Raw genomic sequence first — 23,501 nt, 5'->3', positions numbered from 1 at the left:
GTCTCACATGCGTCCGTGGGCTGGCTGCCGCAGGGGGAGACGCGGAGGTGTGGGCTCTTGTGTTCGAATATATGTTCGAATAGCATGGGGCCATGGAGATGCCATCATTGGGAGCCGCTTCCCCGCAGGGATTTAAGCCTGCCCCGCAGGGATTTAAGCCCGCCCCGCAGGAAAGCCAGGGTTCAGGAGTGCTGAAGGCGATGAGCCCGGGCGTGGTGGACTACCTGTTCCGCCAACTTGTCTCCGGGCGTCCGGCCGAGGACGTCCAGTGGGAACGGGAAGGCATCAGCCTGTCCGCCCAGCCGGAAGGAGCGGAGCTCGCCCGCCGACTCGCGGAAACGGACATCGACGCCCTGACGCCCACGGAACTGTTCCACTACGTTCGGGCGGCGCAGCGGCTCGCCAGCTGGGCTGAGGACCTCCGGCAGGCCGCCGTCGGCCGCTATTGCCACGCCGGAGCAGATACTCCGAAGTCCGGGCGGAGCCGTATTTGACGCTTGTCACGCCCGTGGCATTGTCCTAACCAGCCGGGGACAGGGTAACGTTTTTTCCATGGCTGACTCTTCCGCGCACATCCCTGCCCTCGGTACCCTCCTGACCGCCATGGTCACGCCGTTCACCAAGGACGGCGCAGTGGACTACGACCAGGCGGCAGCGCTGGCCAGCAAGCTTGTCGACGACGGCTGTGACGGCCTGGTGGTCACCGGCACCACCGGTGAAACCTCCACGCTGACGGACGAAGAGAACCTCGGCATGTTCCGCGCCGTGAAGGAGGCCGTCGGCGGCCGGGCGGCCATCATCGCCGGCACCGGCACCAACGACACCGCGCACTCGGTCCACCTTTCCCAGCAGGCTGCTGCCCTCGGCGTCGACGGCGTCCTCCTGGTGACTCCTTACTACAACAAGCCCAGCCAGGCCGGTGTCCGCGCCCACTTCGAGACCATCGCCTCGGCCGTGGACGTACCCGTCATGCTGTACGACATTCCCGGCCGGTCCTCCATCGCCATCGAGCCAGACACCATGATCCGGCTGGCGCAGCACCCCAACATCGTGGCCGTCAAGGACGCGAAGGCCGACTTCATGGCAGCCACCCGTGTCATGGCGGAAACGGACCTCCTGTTCTACTCGGGCGACGACGGACTGACCCTTCCCTGGATGGCGCTGGGCGCCGTCGGCCTGGTGGGCGTTACCACCCACGTCGCCACCCGCCGCTTCCGCGAACTCATCGACGCCATCAACGCCAACGACCTCGGCACCGCGCGCAAGATCAACTTCGAGCTGCAGCCGGTGGTACGCGCCACCATGACCCGGGTCCAGGGCGCCGTGGCGGCCAAACAGATTCTTAAATGGCAGGGAGTCCTGCCCAACTCGATCGTCCGTTTGCCCCTCGTGGAGCCGGACGAAACCGAGATCGAAACCATCCGCGGGGATTTGGCGGAAGCGGGGCTGGTCTTCTCCTGAGGCTAAGACCGGCACCCTTCCGCCTGGAAAGTAGTGCACTATGACCCAAACTGCCCTTACCGGCCTTGTCACCCCTCCGCGCCTGCCCCAGGGCACGCTCAGGATCGTTCCGCTTGGCGGACTCGGGGAGATCGGCCGGAATATGGCCGTGTTCGAAATCGACGGCAAGCTGCTGATCGTGGACTGCGGCGTCCTCTTTCCCGAGGAAACCCAGCCCGGCGTTGACCTGATCCTGCCGGATTTCTCCTACATCGAAGACCGGCTGGACGACGTCGTGGCCGTGATCCTCACGCACGGCCACGAGGACCACATCGGCGCCGTGCCGTACCTGCTGCGCCTGCGCAACGACATTCCCCTGGTGGGATCTCAGCTGACCCTCGCGCTGATCGAGGCGAAGCTGCAGGAGCACCGCATCCGGCCCTACACGCTGACAGTGGAAGAGGGTCAGGTTGAGAAGTTCGGGCCGTTCGAATGCGAGTTCGTGGCTGTGAACCACTCCATTCCGGATGCCCTGGCGGTGTTCATCCGCACGGCGGGCGGCACTGTCCTGCATACCGGCGACTTCAAGATGGACCAGCTGCCGCTGGACGGACGCATCACCGACCTCCGGCACTTCGCCAAACTGGGTGAAGAAGGCGTGGACCTCTTCATGTCCGACTCCACCAACGCCGACGTCCCCGGATTCACCACGGCCGAGAAGGAAATCGGCCCCACGTTGGAGCGGCTTTTCGGCCAGGCCACCAAGCGCATCATCGTGGCCTCCTTCTCCTCCCACGTCCACCGCGTGCAGCAGGTGCTGGATGCAGCGGCCAAGCACAACCGCAAGGTGGCCTTCGTGGGCCGCTCCATGGTCCGCAATATGGCCATCGCCGAAAAGCTGGGCTACCTTGACGTCCCCGCCGGACTGATCGTGGACATCAAGAACATCGACAACCTTCCGGACAACCGCGTGGTGCTCATGTCCACCGGCTCCCAGGGCGAGCCCATGGCGGCCCTGTCCCGGATGGCCAACGGCGACCACCGCGTGGTGGTGGGGGACGGCGACACCGTCATCCTGGCCTCCAGCCTCATCCCGGGCAACGAGAACGCGGTGTTCCGCATCATCAACGGCCTCCTGAAGCTCGGCGCCGACGTGATCCACAAGGGCAACGCCAAGGTCCACGTCTCCGGCCACGCCGCCGCCGGTGAGCTGCTCTACTGCTACAACATCCTTGAGCCGCTCAACGCCATGCCCGTGCACGGCGAAACCCGGCACCTGATCGCCAACGGCAAGATCGCCATCGAATCCGGCGTCCCGGATGCCAGCGTGATCCTTGCTGACAACGGCACGGTCATCGACCTCCGCGACCACCAGGCAGACATCGTCGGCCAGGTCGAGGTGGGCTTCGTCTACGTGGACGGCTCCAGCGTGGGCGAGATCACCGACGCCGACCTCAAGGACCGCCGCATCCTGGGCGATGAAGGCTTCATCTCCATCATCACCGTTGTCCACCGCGCCACCGGCAAGGTGGTGTCCGGGCCCGAGATCCACGCCCGCGGCGTTGCCGAGGACGATTCGGTCTTCGACGACATCATCCCCAAGATCAACGCAGCCCTGGAGGAAGCGGTCCAGAACCACGCCGACCACACCAGCCACCAGCTCCAGCAGGTGGTACGCCGCGTCGTGGGAACCTGGGTCAACCGCAAGCTGCGCCGCAAGCCCATGATCATTCCCGTGGTGCTCGAGGCCTGACACCAGGCTGGCGTCGCGCTGGTGCACACCCGGAAGGGCCCGGTTCTTCATGGACCGGGCCCTTCGGCGCATCCGGACGGTCCCCGGGCGCGTCCGGGCAGGTCCGCACCTGGCGCCCGGCGGGTGGCCCGGCGGCCCCGATATCCCCGGAATCACAGCATGCTTCCGGTACCGTGGCTATTATGGCCACACGTACTACTTCCGCGCCCAAAGGTACCGGCAGGGGGAGCTCCGGCAGCAAAGCGGGCAGTTCTACAGGCCGCGGAACCGGCTCCACCGCCAGCAGGACAGGGCGCGGCGGCTCAACCAGCACTGCACGCACCCGCCAGCTTCCCGCCGTCGAGCACCACCAGCCCTGGCTGCTGCGCGTGGTGGGCGGAGCGTGGCTTGGAGTGGGCCACCTGGTGGGCGGGGGAGTGCGCCGCATCGGCCACGACGTCAGCGACCTCCCCGCGGAGGAACGCCGCGACGGTGCCGCCCTCTTCAACCTGGCCCTTGGTATTTTCATCGCCACCTTCGCATGGTGGGGACTGACGGGCTGGTTCCCGGACGCCGTCTACGCCGTGGCGAACGGCACCTTCGGCTGGATCTCCCTGCTGCTCCCGCTCATGCTGTTCGTGTGCGCCTTCCGGCTGTTCCGCCGGCCCTCGGACGGCCGGGGCAATAACCGGGTGGGCATCGGTTTCCTGATCATGACCTTCGCCGGGTGCGGGTTGGCTCATATCCTTGGCGGCCAGCCCACCGTGGCCGACGGCTTCGACGGCCTCCGCAAAGCCGGCGGGATGCTCGGCTTCCTGGCCGCCACGCCGCTGGCGGCCATCCATCCGGCTGTGCCTGTGGCCCTGTATGCCCTGCTGGCCTTTGTGTCGGTACTGATCATCACCGCCACCCCGTTCACGGCGATCCCGCGCCGCATCCGCGGCGCCTATGAACACCTCATGGGCATCGACCTGATGGACCAGGAACACCAGGACACCCACGACCGCAGCTACCTCGAACGCACGGCTGCCGCTGCGCCCAAGAAGAGGAAGCGGAAGCTTTTCGGCAAGGACCAGGAGTCCGACGCCGGCCTTGAGGGCTACGTGGGCGACGAAGCCTTCGAGCACGCCGTCATTGACGACGACGAGCCCGAACCCGAGCGGCCCGCGCCCGGAGTGCGGCGCCCCACCCAGGCGGAGATCGCCGTCGAAAAGATCAAGGCAGCCCAGGGATTGGGTGCCGGTGCCCAGGCACCTCCGGCGGAAAACGCCACCGAGGCCATCCCCCTGGTCATCCCCGGTGCCGCCGCTCCCGCCAAAGCCGCCGCCGCGCCCACCGTGCCCTCCAACCCGGTGGCCCCCGCGCCGCCGCCCGTTCCCATCCCGCAGCGGACCGAACAGCTCTCGCTCGCCGGGGACGTCACGTACACCCTCCCTGCCTCGGACTACCTGACACCCGGCTCGATCCCGAAGGAGCGCACCGAAGCCAATGACGCCGTCGTCGCTGCCCTGACGGATACCCTGCAGCAGTTCAACGTCGACGCCACCGTCACCGGCTTCAGCCGTGGTCCCACCGTCACCCGGTACGAAATCGAACTTGCTCCCGGAACCAAGGTTGAGCGCGTCACCGCGCTGTCCAAGAACATCTCCTACGCTGTGGCCTCCAGCGACGTGCGCATCCTGAGCCCCATCCCCGGCAAGTCCGCCATCGGCATCGAAATCCCCAACACCGACCGCGAGACCGTGTCACTGGGCGACGTGCTGCGCAGCCAGAATGCGCGGCGCACCGACCACCCCATGGTCATGGGTGTGGGCAAGGACGTGGAGGGAGGCTACGTGGTGGCCAACCTGGCCAAGATGCCGCACCTCCTGGTGGCCGGCGCCACCGGCGCCGGTAAGTCGTCCTTCGTGAACTCCATGATCACCTCCATCCTGATGCGGGCCACCCCCGACGAGGTGCGCATGGTCATGGTGGACCCCAAGCGCGTGGAGCTGACGGCCTACGAGGGCGTCCCGCACCTGATCACGCCCATCATCACCAACCCCAAAAAAGCCGCCGAGGCGCTGCAGTGGGTGGTCCGTGAAATGGACGCCCGCTACGACGACCTCGCAAATTACGGCTTCAAGCACATCGACGATTTCAACAAGGCGGTGCGGGCCGGAAAGGTCCAGCCGCCGGTGGACTCCAAGCGCGTCATCAGGCCCTACCCGTATCTGCTGGTGATCGTCGACGAGCTTGCCGACCTGATGATGGTGGCACCACGCGACGTGGAGGACTCGATCGTCCGCATCACCCAGCTTGCCCGTGCCGCCGGCATCCACCTGGTGCTGGCCACCCAGAGGCCGTCCGTGGACGTTGTCACCGGCCTCATCAAGGCCAACGTGCCCTCGCGCATGGCCTTCGCCACGTCCTCCGTCACCGACTCCCGCGTGGTCCTGGACCAGCCCGGCGCCGAGAAGCTCATTGGCCAGGGTGACGCGCTCTTCCTGCCCATGGGCGCCTCCAAGGCCATGCGCGTCCAGGGCGCCTGGGTTACCGAGTCGGAGATCCACAAGGTGGTGGAACACGTCAAGGGGCAACTGCAGGCTTCCTACCGTGACGACGTTGCTGCCGAAGCGCCCAAGAAGCAGATCGACGACGACATCGGGGATGACCTCGAGGTCCTGCTGCAGGCGACGGAGCTGGTGGTCACCACGCAGTTCGGCTCCACCTCCATGCTGCAGCGCAAGCTCCGCGTCGGGTTCGCCAAGGCCGGACGGCTCATGGACCTGCTCGAATCCCGCGGCGTCGTGGGACCATCCGAGGGCTCCAAGGCGCGCGATGTGCTGGTCAAACCTGATGACCTCGCCGCCGTCCTGGCCGCCATGAAGGGCCAGGAGGCGCCGGCCGCCGCCGATTCCCAGACCGCTGCCCTCAGCGACAATGCCAACGCCAACATCGCCCAGGGCGGCTACGCCGAAGACCTGGTGGCGGCGGACCTGGACCAGCGGAAGCAGAACGTCGAATATTACGACGGCTCGGATTCCGCCCCCGGCGGGTACGGCGATGACGACGACGGCTCCGAAGACGCATGGTCCCTCACCGGGCGCTAGGCCGGTAGCCTAGGAACGTGACTAGCACCGATGCAACCGCCGCCGGCCAGGGCCGTGCCGGGGTCTGGAACCTTCCCAACGTCCTGACCATGATCCGCATCGCGCTGGTCCCGTTTTTTGTGTGGTTCCTCGTGGCGGACGCGCCCGGCCTGCACAGTGTTTCCGGACCATGGCGCTGGGCGGCAGTGGCGGCCTTCGCCGTCGCCATCTACACGGACAAGCTCGACGGCGACATCGCCAGGAGCCGGAACCTGGTCACGGACTTCGGCAAGATCGCGGACCCCATCGCAGACAAGCTCCTGATCGGCTCCGCGCTGGTGATGCTCTCCTTGCTGGGTGAGCTGCCCTGGTGGGCCACGCTGGTGATCCTGGTGCGGGAATGGGGCATCACCGCCCTGCGCTTCTTCGTGATCCGGTACGGGGTCATCCCCGCCTCGCGGGGCGGCAAGCTCAAGACCGTGGTGCAGACCGCGGCGATCTTCCTCTATCTCCTGCCGTTCGGGGCATTCGCGCCCTGGATGTCCTGGGTTGCGTTTGCCGTCATGATGGCTGCCGTGGCGATCACGCTGTGGACCGGCGTCGAATACGTCATCGAGGCCCTGCGACTGCGCGCGAAGGGGAAACGGCAGGCAGGGACTGTCACAGGGCAGGGCACAGTGACGGGGCAGGACACAGCCAGCGGGCAGGAATCAGCGACGGGCCAGGACCAGGCATGAGCAACCTCCACCGTTTGGCCGGGCAGGCCGTCCAGCAGGCGCTCGACTCCGGGCAGACCGTCGCCACCGCCGAGTCGTTGACGGCGGGGATGGTGTCCGCTGTCCTTGCCGACACTCCCGGGGCCTCCGGCATGCTGCAGGGCGGTGTGGTCGCCTACCAGAACTCAGTGAAGGACGCGGTGCTGCACGTTCCTGCCGACCTCCTGGCCCGTGCCGGCTCCGTGGACCCCGACGTTGCCCGTGCCATGGCAGCCGGGGCACGCACGGTCCTGGGCGCCGACGTCGGGATTTCCACAACGGGGGTGGCAGGTCCCGATGCCCATGACGGCAAGCCCGTGGGGCGCGTCTACATTGGAATTGCCACAGCGGCCGGAACGGCGGCTTTCGAATACTCCTTCACCGGCAGCAGGCCCGACATCAGGGCCGCAGCCTGCGCCGCCGCCCTGGAACGGCTCCTCGAGGCACTGCCCGCCTGACGCCTGCCGGACCCCAAGTTACCGGGCGTAAAGTTGCCGGGAACAAAAGCCGGTACCGATTAGTTATTACATTGTGTCGCTTCCGGATAGTGGAGGCGCCTAGGATGAAATGACCACGACGGTTCGCCCCACGGTGAACCTGACCAATGAGGGAGCAAGGCGATACAGATGGTAAAGCAGCCCGTATCCGTAAACGGCGTTGTCCGCTGGAAGGATGTGGGCCTCGCCGAACAGGCTAAGAGCGAACAGAAGGAGCGCAAGATGGTAGTACTTCGTCACGAAATCGGTGATGTGCTGCGCGATGTCCGCCAGCGTCAGGGACGCACGCTCCGTGAAGTTTCGCACAGCGCCCGCGTCTCCCTGGGGTATCTCAGCGAAGTGGAGCGCGGCCAGAAGGAAGCCTCGTCAGAGCTTCTGTCCTCGATCTGCTCGGCACTGGATGTTCCGTTGTCAAGCATGCTCCGTGAAGTCAGCGACCGTGTGGCAGTAGCCGAAGGCGTCGCAGTTCCGGACACAGTTCCGCAGGAATTCTCCCAGCGTTACGGCCGTGACCTCGAGCGCGACCTCAACACTGAACTGAACGACGAACTCTCCACGGGCCTTCTCTCCGGCGCCCGGTAAAGCCAGCCCCACCGCAGGTGGGCCTTGGAACGCAGGAAGCCCCCGGCCGCGCCGGGGGCTTCCTGCGTTGGCGCCCAATTGATGTGCCCGGCTGGTGGTACTCCTGCCGGCTGTTCGTCGCTGCGGGCTATTCCTCTTCTGCGGGGGAGCCGCCTCCGCCTTCCCTGGGGAATCCGTCACGCTCGTAGGTGGAGTTCAGCTTGGCCATGTAGCGGGCCAGCTCCTGCAGGTCCTGCACGGGCCACTCGCGCAGCCGTTCCTGGAAAACCTGGCGCCTGGCGTCCTGGACCTGGTGCATCTTCTCTTCGCCCTTGGGCGTCAGCCGGATGGACTGTGCCCGGCGGTCCAGGGGATCGGCTTCCTTGGATACCAGTCCGAGGCTCTCCAGGAAGGCAATCTGCCGGCTGACCGACGGCTTGCCCACCCCGATGTTCATGGCAAGCTCCGTCAGGCGGATGGGCCCTTCCCGGCGGATAACCGTTAACAGCCCGTACGCGGCAGGCTCCATGTCCGGGTGGACTTCGCGCGAGAGCTGGTTGGAGATGGCCCTGGCCCGCCGCCAGAAAAGGCTGATCTGGTGTTCAACATTCTGCAGCGCGGTATCGGCGGCATCAGCGCCTGCGTCCGGCGGCGGCGGGAGATCCGGGGAGTTGCTCATGGCAACAATTCTAGGGTCCGCAATCATGAGAGGATTTACCGATGCGAATCAGCGAGTACTGGCGTCTGATGGATGACGAGTTCGGTGCGGGGTACTCCCGCGTGCTGAGCAGTACCCTGGTCCTGACCGGCGTCGGCGGGCGCACTGCGGACCAGGCGCTGGCTGCAGGCATCGAACCGCGCAAAGTCTGGCTGGCAGTCTGCGATGTCCAGGACGTCCCGGCCGAACGGCGGCTGGGCCGGGACATCGCCCCTCGCCGCGACTAGCAGCGCCTAACAACGGCTTCCCGGGTGGTCCTTCGTGAGCCTGCCGCAGCCGAAGCGCCCTTGGACGGACACGCCGCAGGACCGGCACTCTTCGAATACCTGTTCGGATAACGCTATGCTTTTTCTATTGGGCTTATCCACATAGCCGTTGTCCTCAGGCCGGAATGTCAGTGGGTCCCAGTAGCGTCAGAGATGACCAATAAAACGGCCGCGAAGGCCACCATCGAGAAAGCATTAGAGGTGTCAACCATGGCGGCAGCCCCGGATCGTGCAAAAGCGCTGGAAGCAGCGCTTGCCCAGATTGACAAGCAGTTCGGCAAGGGGTCGGTCATGCGCCTGGGCGACGAAGTACGCGCCCCGATCGAAGTCATCCCCACCGGTTCCATCGCACTGGACGTCGCTCTGGGGATTGGCGGCCTTCCGCGGGGCCGCGTCATCGAGATCTATGGTCCTGAATCCTCGGGTAAGACCACCGTTGCCCTGCACGCCGTGGCCAATGCCCAGCGCGCCGGCGGCATCGCAGCCTTCATCGACGCAGAACACGCCCTGGACCCCGACTACGCCGCCAAGCTGGGTGTGGACACCGACGCCCTCCTCGTGTCGCAGCCGGACACAGGTGAGCAGGCGCTCGAGATCATGGACATGCTGGTCGGCTCGGGATCGCTGGACGTTGTCGTCATCGACTCCGTCGCCGCCCTGGTGCCGCGCGCCGAAATCGAAGGTGACATGGGCGACAGCCACGTCGGCCTCCAGGCACGGCTCATGAGCCAGGCCCTGCGTAAGATCACCGGACGCTTGAGCCAGACCAAGACCACCGCCATCTTCATCAACCAGCTCCGCGAAAAGATCGGTGTCTTCTTCGGCTCCCCCGAAACCACCACCGGTGGTAAGGCCCTGAAGTTCTACGCGTCGGTCCGCATCGATGTCCGGCGGATCCAGACCCTCAAGGAAGGTGCCGATTCCGTCGGTAACCGGACCAAGGCCAAGATCGTCAAGAACAAGATGGCTCCGCCCTTCAAAGTTGCTGAGTTCGACATCATCTACGGCCAGGGCATCTCCCGCGAAGGCGGGATCATCGACATGGGCGTGGAGCACGGCATCATCAAGAAGTCCGGTTCCTGGTTCACGTACGACGGCGACCAGCTGGGCCAGGGCATGGAGAACTCGCGCCGCTTCCTGCGCGACAACCCCGAGCTCGCGGCTGAACTGGAACGCCTGATCAAGGAAAAGCTCGGCGTAGGGGTCAAGCCCGCCGAGGACGAGTCCAAGGACGCGCCAAAGCTGAAAGCCGTCGACGGGTTCTAGCCCTTGACCGGACCACGTTCACGGCGGACCCGGTCCGGCGGCCCCTCTTCAGGGCCGCCGGACGGCTTTTCCATCCCTGAGGATCCGCAGGCTGTTGACGCCGAACCGGATCCGTTCTCGGTGGCGCAGGCCATCGTGTACCGCCAGCTCACGGCAGCTCCCAAGAGCAGGCTGCAGCTTGCCCGGAAACTGGCGGAACGGAATATCCCCGAACACGTCGCCGAGGCGGTGCTGGACAAGTTCCAGGAGGCGCGCCTGATCAATGACGCCGAGTTTGCCGATATGTGGGTCAGGAGCCGGTCCCAGTCCCGCAAGCTTGCCAAGGGCGCTCTCCGGCGCGAACTTGCCGAGAAGGGCATCGACCAGGAAACGGCGGCTTCTGCCCTGGAGCAGCTGACGGACGCCGACGAGGAAGGGGCGGCACGCGCACTGGTGGAGCGCAAGCTCCGGCCCGGGACGGTTTTGCCTGACCAGTCGGAACGGGACAAAGCCGTCCGGCGGCTCGCCTCCATGCTGGCCAGGAAGGGCTACCAGCCGTCCCAGGCGTTCAGGATCGTCAACGACGTCCTGGATTCCCGGCAGGATCCCGACAGCGGGATGCTCCAAAGCCGGTACCCTTAACTGGTGAGTTTGACCATTCCTTCCCCCCATTCCGGCGCTGCCGCGTCCGTTGAGCCTGCTGCTGATGCGCAAGCCGGTGCTGTTCCGCAATCCGGGGCAGTGCAGCCGCGTACTTACCAGGTCCGCACGTTCGGTTGCCAGATGAACGTGCACGACTCCGAACGCATGGCCGGCATGCTGGAGGATGCGGGCTACGTACCGGCAGCCGGCGACCATGCTGACGTGGTCGTGTTCAATACCTGCGCAGTCCGGGAGAACGCGGACAACAAGCTCTACGGCAACCTCGGCATCCTGGCGCCCGTGAAGGCCGCCAACCCCGGCATGCAGATCGCCGTGGGCGGGTGCCTGGCCCAAAAGGACCGCGAAACCATCCTCAAGAAGGCACCATGGGTGGATGCTGTCTTCGGCACCCACAACGTCGGCGCCCTGCCCGCACTTTTGGACCGTGCACGGCACAACAATGAGGCCCAGCTGGAAATCCTGGAGTCCCTGGACGTCTTCCCCTCCACGCTCCCCACCAAACGCGACTCCGTCTACTCCGGCTGGGTATCCATCTCCGTTGGCTGCAACAACACGTGCACGTTCTGCATCGTGCCGGCCCTCCGCGGCAAGGAAAAGGACCGCCGGCCCGGAGACATCCTCGCCGAAATCCAGGCCCTCGTGGACGACGGCGCCATCGAAGTGACCCTCCTGGGCCAGAACGTCAACTCCTACGGTGTCGAGTTCGGCGACCGCCAGGCCTTCTCCAAACTCCTTCGCGCCTGCGGCGAAATCGAGGGCCTTGAACGCGTCCGCTTCACCAGCCCGCACCCGGCCGCCTTCACCGATGACGTCATTGATGCCATGGCCGAGACGCCCAACGTGATGCCGCAGCTGCACATGCCCCTGCAGTCCGGTTCGGACCGCATCCTCCGCGCCATGAAGCGTTCCTACCGTTCCACGAAGTTCCTGGGCATCCTGGACAAGGTCCGGGACAGGATTCCGCACGCCGCCATCTCCACCGACATCATCGTCGGCTTCCCGGGCGAAACCGAAGAGGACTTCCAGGCGACGCTGGACGTGGTGGAAAAGTCACGCTTTGCCACCGCCTTCACCTTCCAGTATTCAAAGCGCCCCGGCACGCTCGCTGCCGATCTGCCGGACCAGCTGCCGAAGGCCGTGGTCCAGGAACGCTTCGAACGCCTCACCGCCCTGCAGGACAGGATCGCCGCCGAGGAAAACCGGAAGCAGTTGGGCCGGAGGCTGGAAGTCATGGTCACCGCCCAGTCCGGACGGAAGTCGGAGGAAACCCACCGGTTGTCCGGCCGCTCCCAGGACCAGCGGCTGGTCCACTTCTCAGTCCCCGAAGGGGCCCCGGCACCCAGGCCCGGAGACCTCGTCACCGTCACCATTACGGAGGCGGCGGCCTTCCACCTGGTGGCCGATCCCACGCCGGAGGACTACAGCCTGCGCCGGTCCAGGGCGGGGGACGCCTGGGACAGGTCCCAGGCCGACTCCTGTGGTGCGCCTGCCCCCGGCTCCAGCGCAGGACCCAAGGCTGTCTCCCTTGGCATGCCCTCGCTGCCGCTGCGCACCCGCTGAAGGTGACTGCCCCGCCTGTCATCGCCGTCGTCGGTCCCACCGGCTCCGGCAAATCCGACCTGGCCGTCAACCTTGCCCTCGAACTGGACGGCGAGGTCATCAACGCTGACGCCATGCAGTTCTACCGCGGCATGGACATTGGCACTGCCAAAATCACGACGGCCGAGCGCAGGGGAGTGCCGCACCACCTCCTGGACATCCTGGACGTGACCCAGGAAGCCAGCGTCTCCGACTTCCAGCAACAGGCCCGCAGCCTCATCGGGGATATCCATGCCCGCGGCAAGCGCGCAATCCTGGCGGGCGGCTCCGGACTGTACGTGCGGGCCGCCCTGGACGTCCTGGAGTTCCCGGGGACCGACCCCAAGCTCCGTGCACGACTGGAGGCGGACCACATACGGCTGGGGACCCCGGCGCTGCTGGACAGGCTGAGGGCCCTGGACCCCGTATCCGCGGACAGGGTCTCGGACGCCCGGCGGATTATCCGCGCACTGGAAGTCCATGAACTTACCGGACGGCCCTTCAGTTCCTTCATGCCGCGCCGCGAGTACTACCAGCCTGCGGTTCAGGTGGGCCTGAGCGTGGACCGGGAGGTCCTGCGGGAGCGCTTGGCGGTACGGGTTCACCGGATGGTGGAGTCCGGCCTGCTGGAGGAGGTCCGGATGCTGGACGCGCGGGGCCTTCGGCAGGGCAAAACAGCATCCCGTGCACTGGGCTATTCACAGTTCCTGCGGGTCATCGACGGCACGTCAACAGTTGAGCAGGCCGCAGAGGAAACAATCGTGGCCACCCGGCAGTTCGCCCGCCGCCAGTTGACGTGGTTCCGCGCCGACCCCCGCATCACCTGGCTGGACTGGCAGGACCCGGAGCTGACGGGTAAGGCGGCCGAGGTGTGCGTCCAGGATCCGGGCCGGTAGCCGCAGTTTCAGCACCGGCGGCATCCGCCGTTACGCTTGTGACCATGAATGCAACCCCCGCAGAAGCCACTGGGACCGCCTTGCACGCACTGAGCGGGCTCCGCTTTTCCAAGGGGCATGGCACCGGCAACGACTTCGTCCTGGTGGCCGATCCCGAGGGGGTGCACGCCATCGGCGCAGACCAGGCCGCAGCGCTCTGCGACCGGCACCGGGGAATCGGCGCCGACGGCCTGATCAGGGCTGTCCCGTCCCGTTTCCTGCCGGAAGGCCGGGAACTGCTCACCGATGCCCCGGACGCCGAATGGTTCATGGATTACCGCAATGCCGACGGCTCACTGTCTGAAATGTGCGGCAACGGCGTGCGGGTCTTCGTCCACTTCCTGCGGTCCGAGGGCCTGATCGACCTGCCCGACGGCGGATCACTCACCATCGGCACCCGCGGAGGGGTCAAGACCGTGGTCCGGACAGGGAACGGTTACGCGGTGGACATGGGCCCGTGGGAGTTCATATTCCCCGGGGAGGCCAGCGCCAAGGCGATGGATTCCCTGGTCACTGCCGACGGCCTGGAAGTTCCCCGGCCGGCCCTCTCCGTGAGCATGGGCAACCCACACACCGTAGTGGCCCTCGCGGAACTCAGCGAGCTCGAAGGCACCCGCCTCTTCACTGCTCCCAAGGTCGATCCGGTCCCTGTGAATGGGACCAATGTGGAGTTCGTCGTCCCTGCGGAGCCTCTGGTCCATGACGGCGTCGGATCCGTGACCATGCGGGTGCATGAGCGAGGCGTGGGGGAGACCCAGTCCTGCGGAACGGGGGCCTGTGCTGCCGCCGTCGCCATCCGGCACTGGGCCGGCGCGGAAGCCCCTGATGCCTGGCGGGTCAACGTTCCCGGAGGTGTGGTGGGCGTGAAGTTCTTCGCCGGCACCGCCGGCCACGAGCACGTGGAACTCAGCGGCCCCGCCGTCATTGTGGCGAGCGGGACGCTTTCGTAACCTTCAGGATCCGGAAGGACTTGGACGTTGACTCGCGGGTCACGGTAAAGGAACTGTCCAGTTCGGCGGCCAGCCAGCGCTGGAGCGAATCCGAGCCCAGGTTCTTCTGCACCACCAGCCATGCCGTGCCGCCGTCCGCGAGGCGCGGAAGCCACAGCTTCAGCAGGGCGTGCAGTTCGTCCTTGCCAATCCGGATGGGCGGGTTGGACCAGATGGTGTCGAACCTGACGCCGGCGTCCACCTCCTGGGGTGTACTGGCGACGACGTTGGACAGCCCCAGCGCGGCCGCGTTTTCGTTGGTCAGGGCGACGCAGCGTTCGTTGACGTCTACGGCGTAGACCGTCGACCCGGGCGCCAGCAGCGCCATGGTGAGTGCGATGGGCCCCCAGCCGCATCCGATATCCAGCAGGTTCCCCTGGGGGTGCGGCGCCGGAACATCGGCGAGGAGCACTGCGGTGCCCTTGTCGATCCCGTCCGGGCTGAAGATTCCCGCGGAGGTGTGGAGCCTGCGGGTCTCGCCGGCCAGCTCCACCGTGAGTGGCTTACGGGTAAAGGGGCCGGCGGGGGACGTGCTGAAATAGTGTGCGGACTCCATAACTGGCCAGAGTAGTTCCCCTTGCAGCGTAATGGGAAACCGTGCAGAACCCCCTCTGCTACGCTGGATGGCATGTTCCTGATCTTCGAGTAGCCGGCACGGGCCACGCCCGTCCCCGCAGCCTGTCCTCCAGCGACAGCCCGTCCCGCAGCGATGCAGGTTTTTCAGCCTTCCGCTTGTGCACCGGCCAGACGCATCTGTTCTGCCCGGCCGCCGGACGATACTCGAAAGTCAGCCTCCTGCTGCACTTCCCGCTATTTTTCCGGCCTTTTTAGCCCTGCCGCTCTTCTGACGCGGCATCCCGGCCCCGGCATCGCAGCCGGCCGCGAGACAACCAGGAGAATTGCATGACCGCAGGCCGTCAGCCCAGCGCGAATACGTTCCAACTTCCAAGCAATCAGCACTATTCTGGAATTGCCGAATCTTCAAAGGAGACCATGACCAGCCAGCCCAACACCGGTTCCGATCCAGCCGCCCAGGACATGAGTCCACAGGAAATCCAGGCTGTTATCGACCGGATCCTCGCCAAGGACGTCCCGGCCAAGACTGTCAGCACGCCCGGCGGTGAGAGCAGCGGCAATGGAAAAGCGGTGCTCGGCAAGGCGCAGGCCATTTCCCGCCTCGACGAAGAACACTCAACATACGACGGCGACCAGCAGGACCTCGAGGAACGGCGCGCGCTGCGCCGAAGGGCAGGCCTGTCCACCGAGCTCGAAGACGTCACCGAAGTTGAATACCGCCAGCTGCGCCTGGAGCGCGTGGTCCTGGCCGGGATTTGGTCCGAGGGAACGCTTGCCGACGCCGAAAACTCGCTGCGTGAGCTGGCAGCCCTCGCCGAGACCGCCGGTTCGGAGGTACTGGATGGCATGGTGCAGCGCCGTGACAAGCAGGACCCGGGAACCTTCCTGGGGTCAGGCAAGGCACTGGAGCTCAAAGACATCGTCATGTCCACGGGCGCGGACACGGTGGTGGTGGACGCTGAACTTGCGCCTTCCCAGCGCCGCGGACTTGAGGACATCGTCAAGGTCAAGGTCATCGACCGCACGGCGCTGATCCTTGACATCTTCGCCCAGCATGCCAAGAGCCGTGAAGGCAAAGCGCAGGTGGAGCTCGCGCAGCTCGAGTACCTGCTTCCGCGCCTCCGCGGCTGGGGTGAGTCGATGTCCCGCCAGGCCGGTGGCCAGGTGGGTGGCGCTGCCGCCGGCATGGGCTCCCGCGGTCCTGGTGAAACCAAGATCGAGTTGGACCGGCGCCGGATCCGTACCCGCATGGCGAAGCTGCGGCGTGAAATCGCCGCAATGAAGCCGGCACGCGAGACCAAGCGGGCCAACCGCCGTCGTAATGAAGTGCCCTCCGTGGCGATTGCCGGGTATACCAACGCCGGCAAGTCCTCACTGCTGAACCGGCTTACGGACGCCGGAGTCCTCGTGGAGAACGCACTGTTCGCCACCCTGGATCCCACCGTCCGCAAGGCGGAAACCGCGGACGGCCTGGGATACACCCTGGCCGACACCGTCGGATTCGTCCGTTCGCTGCCCACCCAGCTGGTGGAGGCCTTCCGTTCGACCCTCGAGGAAGTGGCGGACTCGGATCTGATCCTGCACGTGGTGGACGTGTCGCATCCGGACCCCGAAGGGCAGATCGCCGCCGTCCGGAAGGTCTTCAGCGAAGTTGATGCCCGCAAGGTGCCGGAGATCATCGTGCTGAACAAGGCTGATGCAGCTGACCCGTTCGTGGTGGAGCGCCTGAAGCAGCGCGAACCGCGGCATGTGGTGGTCTCGGCCCGGACGGGTGAGGGCATCCCGGAACTGCTGAAGGCCATCAGCGAAGCCATTCCCCGGCCTTCGGTCAAGATGGAACTCCTCATCCCGTATGACCGCGGAGACCTGGTCAGCAAGCTCCATGAGTCCGACGCTGAAATCCTCAGCGTTGACCACGTTGAGGCAGGTACCAGGGCTGCGGTGAAGGTCCGCGAGGGCCTGGCGTCCGAACTGGAACCATTCATCGTCAATGAGTGACCCCGCCGCCGGCGAAACCGCGCAGACGGCCGGCGAGCAGTTCGTCATCGAATTGCTCGACCGCGCCGTCGCCGGCATGGGCGGACAAAGCCGCACCGGACAACACGAGATGGCCCGGCAGGTGGCCCGGGCCATCAAAACCGGCAACCACTTGCTGGTCCAGGCGGGCACGGGCACGGGCAAGTCGCTGGCCTACCTGGTGCCGCTCATCGCCCACGCCCTGGAGAGCAACAAGCCCGCTCTGGTGTCCACGGCCACGCTGGCCCTGCAAACCCAGATTGTTGGCAGGGACCTGCCGCGGTTGCTGAAGAACATCACCCCGGCCCTGGAACGGCCGGTCAAGGTTGCCTTGGTGAAAGGCCGGTCAAACTATGTCTGCCGGCACAAACTGGAAGGCGGGTTCCCCTCCGAGGAGCCTTCCGAGGGTCAGCTTTTCTCCTTGGGCGAAGACACCAGCGTCCCGCACTTTGCCGCCTCCGTGGGCGGACCCTCGTCCCAGCTTGGCAAGGAGGTGGTGCGGCTCCGCGAGTGGGCGGAGAAGACGGCCACCGGCGACCGGGATGAGCTCCTGCCTGGTGTGACGGACCGTGCCTGGCGCCAGGTCTCCGTCACTTCCATGGAGTGCCTGGGGGCCCAAAAGTGCCCCATGGCCGCCGAGTGCTTCAGCGAGCTGGCCCGGCAGGACGCAGCCGAGGCAGATGTGGTGGTGACGAATCACGCCATGCTGGCCGTCAGCGCCTTCGAAGGACTTGCAGTCCTGCCCGAGTACGACGTCGTGGTGGTGGATGAAGCGCACGAGTTGCAGGACCGGGTCACCGGAGCCGTGTCCGGTCAGCTGTCGGTGGCCATGGTCCACGCTGCCGCTTCCGGCGCCCGCAAACATACCGCCATCACGGTGGACGCGCTGAACGCCGCAGCCGCAAACCTTGAACTGGCCCTCGCCGGTGCGCCCAGCGGCCTGCTTCCCAACGGGCTGAACGACGAACAGCTGGACTGCATGGACCAGTTGCGGGAGGCGTGCCGGGCCGCGTTGTCCGATTCCAAGGGGGACAGCAACGCCACGGCCGACGGCGGCCGGCAGCTGGCCCGGTCCCGCCTCATGCTCATCCTGGAATTGTGTGAGCGGCTTATTGCTGCCCGTGAAAACCGCGAGGTCGTGTGGTTTTCCCGGGCCGGCACGTTCGATCCCGGCCAGGGATATTCCCAGCCCGATGACAATGCCCCGGTCCTGGTCAACATCGCGCCGCTGTCCGTGGCAGGCAGGCTCCGGGAAGGACTCTTCGCCGGGCACACCGTCGTGCTGACGTCCGCAACCCTCGCCATTGGCTCGGCATTTGAACCCGCGGCCGGGGGACTGGGCCTTATCGGCGACGGCGCACCCAGCTGGACGGGTGTGGATGTCGGCTCGCCCTTCGACTACCCGAAACAGGGCATCCTCTACGTGGCCGGCCACCTGCCAAAGCCGGGCCGCGGCGTTTCGCCGGAGGCGCTGGAGGAACTGGAAGCGCTCATCAAAGCGTCCGGCGGGGGTGCCCTCTGCCTGTTTTCATCCCGACGGGCTGCCGAAGAGGCTGCCGACGCCCTGCGGCCGAAGCTCGATGTGACTGTCCTCTGCCAGGGCGAGTCGACCATGACCGCTTTGGTGAAGCAGTTCGCCGACGAACCGGACACCTGCCTCTTCGGGACTATGTCCCTGTGGCAGGGGGTTGACGTTCCGGGAGGCTCCTGCCGCCTCGTGGTGATCGACCGCATCCCGTTCCCCAGGCCGGATGATCCGCTGATGACCGCGCGTTCGCGTGCCGTGGCCCAGGCCGGCGGAAACGGCTTCATGTCCGTCTCGGCCACGCATGCCGCCATCAGGCTGGCCCAGGGTGCCGGCCGCCTGATCCGGTCCACGGGAGACAAGGGAGTGGTGGCCGTTCTGGATTCCCGGCTGGCAACAGAGCGCTACGCCGGATTCCTCCGCGGCGCTCTGCCGCCGTTCTGGGCTACCACGGACCGCAGCAAGGCGCTGGCGGCATTGGCCAGGCTGGGCGCGGACGCGGCCACGTAGGGCCCGGCCGGCGAACGACGCCAGCGGGGGCAGCCGCCGTGCAATTTCCGGCAGGCCGTCCCTTCGCGGGAGACCCGGTCAGAGGGAACGCAGGACCGAGACAACCTTGCCCATGATGGTGGCATGGTCGCCCAGAATGGGTTCGTACTGCGTGTTTTGGGGCAGCAGCCAGGTGTGGCCGTCGCGCTGGCGGAATGTCTTGACGGTTGCCTCGTCATCCAGCAGGGCAGCAACGATGTCCCCGTTGGCTGCGTCCGCCTGGCGCCGCACCACCACCCAGTCACCGTCACAGATGGCGGCATCCACCATGGAGTCGCCGGCCACCCTAAGCATGAAGAGCTCGCCCTGGCCGACCAGCTGGCGGGGGAGCGGCATGACATCCTCCACGAGCTGCTCAGCGAGGATGGGACCGCCGGCAGCAATCCGGCCAACCAGCGGAACCATGGCCGTATCCAGCGCGGTGGGCAGCTCCGTTACCGTGGCACCGCCGCCCGTGGCCTGCGGCGCGGGGGAGGCGCCGGCGGCATTGCTTCCGCTGTCCAGCGTGAGGGGCATCAGCACCTCCATGGCCCGCGGCCGTTTGGGGTCGCGCCGCAGGTAACCCAGCTTCTCCAGCTGCGAGAGCTGGTGGGTCACGCTGGACAGGCTGGCCAGGCCAACCGTGTCGCCGATCTCCCGCATGGAGGGCGGGTAGCCGTTGTCATTGACCGAGCGCTGGATGGTCTCGAGGATCTTCTTCTGCCGGGGGGTCAAGCCCTTGGCGGTCTTCCTGGGTTGCGGGGCGGTCCTGCCCCCGGCGGCTGCTGCTGCCATATTCGCCAATGCCTTTCGCTTGCCGCCGGATCTTCCGTTGCGGCCTGTTCCACAGCGCCGCCGGAAGGACTCCCACTGTCATTGTCAGACCCTGCTGTTCAACTTCAGTGGTGGTTGTTCTTTGGTTCAAAGCTAGGCCAGCCACATTGCTTTTTCAAACATTTGTTCTAGCGAGTCTCGACATTGTTCGTTGATAGGTGCTAAAACTTAACAAGCAAAGTTCGAACATGTGTTCTAACCAGCGATTGCCCCGTTCGAAAACATGGCCGGAGAAGCTCCGGATACGGTGTGAACGGCAGGGCGGCAGCGGGCGGACACCCGGGCAGCACGGCAGGTCCAGGAGGGCTTAGTTCATGTCAGCTTTATCTCTTCACCAGGTTTCACCTACGCACCGCGTTTCCCTGCAGACCCGGAAGCCCTCGCAGCGCCGGACGCCGTCAGCAGCGCCCCTGCGGCTGACCCGCCGGGGGCGGATCGTCCTGATCGGAGTTCCGCTTGTGCTCCTTGCGGTACTCCTGCTGTCCCTGTCCGGACTTTTCAACGCACCGGCCAAGGCATCCGATTCAGCTGCGGATTTGGCCGTGACGCCGACGGTCACCGTGACGGTGCAGGCGGGTCAGTCGTTGTGGAGCATCGCAGGCGCTGTTGCTCCGGACCGCGATGCCCGGGACGTGGTGGCGGACATCGTCCAGCTCAACAACCTTCCGGCCGCCGCTGTGCTGCCGGGGCAGCAGCTGTTCGTCCCCACGCACTGAGCGGCACCTGGTGTTGGCCTTTGAGAAAGATGACCGGGACAGCAACGCCGGTGGCGAACAGAATCCGTCACATTTTCCGGTAGTTGCCGCGGCAACTAAACTGTTCAGGTGAACGACCAGCTAGAGCGTCTGAACCGACTTCCCCTCCGCAGCAATCTTCGCGGGCTGACCCCCTACGGGGCACCCCAACTGGACGTTCCCATTTTGCTGAACGTCAATGAGAACACCCATGGTGTTCCGGCGGACGTGCGCGCCGCCATCAGCGCGGCGGTCACGGAAGCAGCTGCAGGCCTCAACCGGTACCCGGACAGGGAATTCACCGACCTGCGGAAAGCTCTCGCGGAATACCTGGGGCACGGGCTCGACGAATCAAACCTCTGGGCAGCCAACGGCTCCAACGAGGTCCTGCAGCAGATCCTCCAGGCCTTCGGCGGCCCCGGCCGCACCGCCCTGGGCTTTCCACCCACGTACTCCATGTACCCCCTGCTCGCCAGCGGAACCGACACCCAATACATCACGGGAGTGCGCTCGGAAGGCTACGACCTGAGCGCCGAATCCGCCGCCCGGCAGGTCGAGGAGCTGCGGCCCAACATCGTCTTCCTCTGCTCGCCCAACAACCCCACGGGGACCGGCCTGGGGCTTGACGTTGTGGAGGCTGTCTATGACGCCGGCGAGGACAGCCAGACCGTGGTGATCGTCGACGAGGCCTACCACGAGTTCGCGCATGACGGCACGCCCAGCGCCCTGACCCTGCTGCCCGGCCGGGAGCGGCTGATAGTTTCCCGCACCATGAGCAAGGCCTTCGCACTCGCCGGCGCCCGCCTCGGCTACATGGCCGCGGCCCCGGAGGTCACCGATGCCCTGCGGCTGGTGCGCCTTCCGTACCACCTGTCCGCGATTACCCAGGCAACCGCACTGGCCGCGCTCCAACACCGCGAGGCACTGATGGCCGATGTCCAGGACATCAAGGCGCAGCGGGACCGCATTGTGGCCGAACTGACCAGGATGGGCCTCAAGCCTGCCGCCTCGGACTCCAACTACGTGTTCTTCGGGGGCCTGGAAAATCCGCACCAGGTATGGCAGGAGCTGCTGGACGCCGGAGTGCTCATCCGCGACGTGGGCATCCCCGGCCACCTTCGGGTCACCGCAGGCACTGAGGCGGAAACCACAGCCTTCCTTACCTCCCTGGAACGCATCCTTGCGGGCCAGGCCGCGCTTCCCGCCTAGACTTGATACTGCGGCGCTGGGCGCCTTGAACTACTTCTTCTCCCACAAAGGATCCTTCACCATGAGTCCCACCGGATCGAATACGGCTGCGGCCCGGACCGCCCGCATGGAGCGTGCCACCAGCGAGTCCTCCGTGCTCGTGGAGATCAACCTCGATGGAACCGGCGTATCGGACATCGATACCTCCGTGCCGTTCTACGACCACATGCTCACGGCCCTGTGCAAGCACTCCCTGATCGACATGACGGTCAAGGCCACGGGTGACACCCACATCGATGTCCACCACACTGTTGAGGACGTGGCCATCACCTTCGGCGAGGTCCTGCGGACCGCCCTCGGGAACAAGGCGGGGATCCGCCGGTTCGGTGAGGCCACCGTTCCGCTGGACGAAGCGCTTGCGAACGCTGTGGTGGACGTGTCCGGACGCCCGTACCTGGTGCACGGGGGCGAGCCGGCCGGGCAGGAGTACCATCTGATCGGCGGTCACTTCACCGGTTCCCTGACCCGCCACGTCTTCGAAGCCATCACACTGCACGCCGGCATCTGCCTGCACATGAACGTGCTGGCCGGACGGGACCCGCACCACATCGTCGAGGCACAGTTCAAAGCCTTCGCCCGCGCCCTCCGCGCCGCCGTCGAACCCGATCCCCGGGTTGAAGGCATCCCCTCCACCAAGGGGGCGCTGTGAGCGGCCAGGTCCTCAAAGACGGGGCGATCATCGATCCGTCAGCATCAGGCAAGCTGCCTTCACCTGAGGGCAAACCCACGGTCACCGTGCTCGATTACGGTTCCGGGAACGTCAGGTCCGCAGTCCGGGCACTGGAACGTGCCGGCGCGGAAGTAGTCCTGAGCGCCAAGCCCGAGGATGTACTGAACGCGGACGGCCTGGTGGTTCCGGGCGTAGGTGCGTTCGAGACCGTCATGCGCGAACTCAAGGCCGTGGACGGCATCAGGCTGATCGGCAGGCGGGTGGCAGGCGGACGCCCCGTGCTTGGAATCTGCGTGGGCCTCCAGGTCCTTTTTGAAGCCGGCGTGGAACACGGCACCGAAGCCGAAGGCATTGGCGAATGGCCCGGCAAGGTAGAGGCCCTCCCCGCGGAGGTGGTTCCGCACATGGGCTGGAACACGGTCAAGGTGCCGGAAGGCTCCAAACTCTTTGCCGGGGTCGAAAACGAACGCTTCTACTTCGTGCACTCATACGGCGTGCAGGAATGGAACTTCGACGTCATCCAGCCACGGATGGCGCCGCCCCTGGTCACCTGGTCCGAACACGGCGGCCCCTTCATCGCCGCCGTCGAGAACGGCCCCCTCTGCGCCACCCAGTTCCACCCCGAAAAGTCCGGCGACGCCGGTGCGCGGCTCCTGCGCAACTGGGTGGAAGGCCTGCGGAAACCGGCCGGCGGTCAATCCGCTGCAGCACCGGCGGACGCCGGCAGTGACGCCTAGATGTGGTCGGTACTCCTGATGGGCCTCGCCGGCATCCTCATCGGTGGCGGCATCTCATTCCGGCAGCAGCGCAAGCCACTCTGGACACAGGTGGCGTTCTACGTCCTGGCCGCCATGTCACTGGTGGCGGCCTACCTGCTGACCCTGCCGGCAAACTGACCACAGCCCACAGCGCGAGGGCCG

General features: G+C 66.1%; 23 protein-coding genes. 20 read left to right on the top strand and 3 right to left on the bottom strand.

Annotation, left to right across the window (positions count from 1 at the left end; genetic code table 11):
* The first annotated feature begins 92 nt into the window (after nt 1–92).
* From ACV095_RS13365 to ACV095_RS13335, 7 genes are all read left to right on the top strand, one after another.
* A complete protein-coding gene (locus tag ACV095_RS13365) occupies nt 93–494 on the top strand; it encodes a hypothetical protein (RefSeq protein ID WP_478222057.1) in 402 nt (133 codons plus the stop codon).
* A 58-nt stretch (nt 495–552) separates the two neighbouring features.
* Nucleotides 553–1,461 (top strand): 4-hydroxy-tetrahydrodipicolinate synthase, encoded by a 909-nt coding sequence (dapA, locus tag ACV095_RS13360; RefSeq protein ID WP_056390923.1) that lies wholly within the window; start codon nt 553–555, stop codon nt 1,459–1,461.
* Between the two features lie 40 nt (nt 1,462–1,501).
* On the top strand, nt 1,502–3,193 hold the full coding sequence (locus ACV095_RS13355; RefSeq protein WP_018771601.1) for a ribonuclease J: 1,692 nt from the start codon (nt 1,502–1,504) through the stop codon (nt 3,191–3,193).
* A 182-nt stretch (nt 3,194–3,375) separates the two neighbouring features.
* On the top strand, nt 3,376–6,264 hold the full coding sequence (locus ACV095_RS13350) for an FtsK/SpoIIIE family DNA translocase (protein WP_478222056.1): 2,889 nt from the start codon (nt 3,376–3,378) through the stop codon (nt 6,262–6,264).
* A gap of 17 nt (nt 6,265–6,281) precedes the next feature.
* Complete coding sequence (pgsA, locus tag ACV095_RS13345) at nt 6,282–6,980, top strand: CDP-diacylglycerol--glycerol-3-phosphate 3-phosphatidyltransferase (protein WP_478222055.1); 699 nt, start codon at nt 6,282–6,284, stop codon at nt 6,978–6,980.
* A complete protein-coding gene (locus tag ACV095_RS13340; RefSeq protein WP_134164457.1) occupies nt 6,977–7,456 on the top strand; it encodes a CinA family protein in 480 nt (159 codons plus the stop codon). Before pgsA ends, ACV095_RS13340 begins: the two co-directional genes overlap by 4 nt.
* A 168-nt stretch (nt 7,457–7,624) precedes the next feature.
* Nucleotides 7,625–8,077 carry a helix-turn-helix domain-containing protein gene (locus ACV095_RS13335; protein ID WP_018771597.1) on the top strand — a complete coding sequence of 151 codons (453 nt, stop codon included), beginning with the start codon at nt 7,625–7,627 and terminating at the stop codon, nt 8,075–8,077.
* 127 nt (nt 8,078–8,204) lie between these two features.
* Here the strand turns inward: ACV095_RS13335 and ACV095_RS13330 are convergent, their stop codons facing one another.
* Nucleotides 8,205–8,735 (bottom strand): MarR family winged helix-turn-helix transcriptional regulator, encoded by a 531-nt coding sequence (locus ACV095_RS13330; protein WP_018771596.1) that lies wholly within the window; start codon nt 8,733–8,735, stop codon nt 8,205–8,207.
* Between the two features lie 41 nt (nt 8,736–8,776).
* Between ACV095_RS13330 and ACV095_RS13325 the strand changes: the two genes are divergently transcribed.
* From ACV095_RS13325 to dapF, 6 genes are all read left to right on the top strand, one after another.
* The gene (locus ACV095_RS13325) at nt 8,777–9,001 is read left to right on the top strand and encodes a DUF3046 domain-containing protein (RefSeq protein WP_018771595.1); all 225 of its coding nucleotides are present in this window, start codon (nt 8,777–8,779) and stop codon (nt 8,999–9,001) included.
* A gap of 249 nt (nt 9,002–9,250) precedes the next feature.
* Nucleotides 9,251–10,306, top strand: coding sequence for a recombinase RecA (recA, locus tag ACV095_RS13320; RefSeq protein ID WP_026266121.1), 1,056 nt, complete (start codon nt 9,251–9,253; stop codon nt 10,304–10,306).
* Between the two features lie 72 nt (nt 10,307–10,378).
* On the top strand, nt 10,379–10,927 hold the full coding sequence (locus ACV095_RS13315) for a regulatory protein RecX (protein WP_478223452.1): 549 nt from the start codon (nt 10,379–10,381) through the stop codon (nt 10,925–10,927).
* 3 nt (nt 10,928–10,930) lie between these two features.
* On the top strand, nt 10,931–12,508 hold the full coding sequence (gene miaB, locus ACV095_RS13310) for a tRNA (N6-isopentenyl adenosine(37)-C2)-methylthiotransferase MiaB (protein ID WP_478222054.1): 1,578 nt from the start codon (nt 10,931–10,933) through the stop codon (nt 12,506–12,508).
* Nucleotides 12,509–12,510: 2 nt separating this feature from the next.
* Nucleotides 12,511–13,422, top strand: coding sequence for a tRNA (adenosine(37)-N6)-dimethylallyltransferase MiaA (gene miaA / locus ACV095_RS13305; RefSeq protein ID WP_018771591.1), 912 nt, complete (start codon nt 12,511–12,513; stop codon nt 13,420–13,422).
* A 44-nt stretch (nt 13,423–13,466) separates the two neighbouring features.
* Nucleotides 13,467–14,411 carry a diaminopimelate epimerase gene (gene dapF, locus ACV095_RS13300; protein ID WP_478222053.1) on the top strand — a complete coding sequence of 315 codons (945 nt, stop codon included), beginning with the start codon at nt 13,467–13,469 and terminating at the stop codon, nt 14,409–14,411.
* On the opposite strand, the gene ACV095_RS13295 is transcribed toward dapF, so the two are convergent.
* On the bottom strand, nt 14,383–15,006 hold the full coding sequence (locus ACV095_RS13295; RefSeq protein WP_478222052.1) for a class I SAM-dependent methyltransferase: 624 nt from the start codon (nt 15,004–15,006) through the stop codon (nt 14,383–14,385). The genes dapF and ACV095_RS13295 overlap by 29 nt on opposite strands.
* A gap of 437 nt (nt 15,007–15,443) precedes the next feature.
* Here ACV095_RS13295 and hflX point away from each other — a divergent pair, with 437 nt between their 5' ends.
* Together hflX and ACV095_RS13285 are read left to right on the top strand one after the other, a co-directional pair.
* Nucleotides 15,444–17,024, top strand: a complete 1,581-nt coding sequence (hflX, locus tag ACV095_RS13290) for a GTPase HflX (RefSeq protein WP_478222051.1) — start codon at nt 15,444–15,446, stop codon at nt 17,022–17,024.
* Nucleotides 17,017–19,077, top strand: a complete 2,061-nt coding sequence (locus ACV095_RS13285; RefSeq protein ID WP_018771587.1) for an ATP-dependent DNA helicase — start codon at nt 17,017–17,019, stop codon at nt 19,075–19,077. Before hflX ends, ACV095_RS13285 begins: the two co-directional genes overlap by 8 nt.
* Nucleotides 19,078–19,155: 78 nt before the next feature.
* Here ACV095_RS13285 and lexA read toward each other — a convergent pair whose 3' ends face one another.
* Nucleotides 19,156–19,890 carry a transcriptional repressor LexA gene (lexA, locus tag ACV095_RS13280; protein WP_018771586.1) on the bottom strand — a complete coding sequence of 245 codons (735 nt, stop codon included), beginning with the start codon at nt 19,888–19,890 and terminating at the stop codon, nt 19,156–19,158.
* A gap of 353 nt (nt 19,891–20,243) precedes the next feature.
* Here lexA and ACV095_RS13275 point away from each other — a divergent pair, with 353 nt between their 5' ends.
* The 5 genes from ACV095_RS13275 (at nt 20,244) to ACV095_RS13255 (ending at nt 23,477) form a co-directional block, all read left to right on the top strand.
* Nucleotides 20,244–20,645 (top strand): LysM peptidoglycan-binding domain-containing protein, encoded by a 402-nt coding sequence (locus ACV095_RS13275; RefSeq protein ID WP_081620253.1) that lies wholly within the window; start codon nt 20,244–20,246, stop codon nt 20,643–20,645.
* A gap of 108 nt (nt 20,646–20,753) precedes the next feature.
* Nucleotides 20,754–21,872, top strand: a complete 1,119-nt coding sequence (locus ACV095_RS13270) for a histidinol-phosphate transaminase (RefSeq protein WP_026266116.1) — start codon at nt 20,754–20,756, stop codon at nt 21,870–21,872.
* 61 nt (nt 21,873–21,933) lie between these two features.
* On the top strand, nt 21,934–22,560 hold the full coding sequence (hisB, locus tag ACV095_RS13265; protein WP_018771583.1) for an imidazoleglycerol-phosphate dehydratase HisB: 627 nt from the start codon (nt 21,934–21,936) through the stop codon (nt 22,558–22,560).
* On the top strand, nt 22,557–23,318 hold the full coding sequence (gene hisH / locus ACV095_RS13260; protein ID WP_018771582.1) for an imidazole glycerol phosphate synthase subunit HisH: 762 nt from the start codon (nt 22,557–22,559) through the stop codon (nt 23,316–23,318). The genes hisB and hisH overlap by 4 nt, the downstream gene beginning before the upstream one ends.
* Nucleotides 23,319–23,477 carry a hypothetical protein gene (locus tag ACV095_RS13255; RefSeq protein WP_166673152.1) on the top strand — a complete coding sequence of 53 codons (159 nt, stop codon included), beginning with the start codon at nt 23,319–23,321 and terminating at the stop codon, nt 23,475–23,477.
* Nucleotides 23,478–23,501 lie beyond the last annotated feature (24 nt).

Source organism: Arthrobacter sp. JDC6 (genome assembly GCF_056484025.1).
The sequence above is the reverse complement of the archived record's forward strand: the minus strand, read 5'-3'. Positions and strand labels throughout refer to the sequence as shown.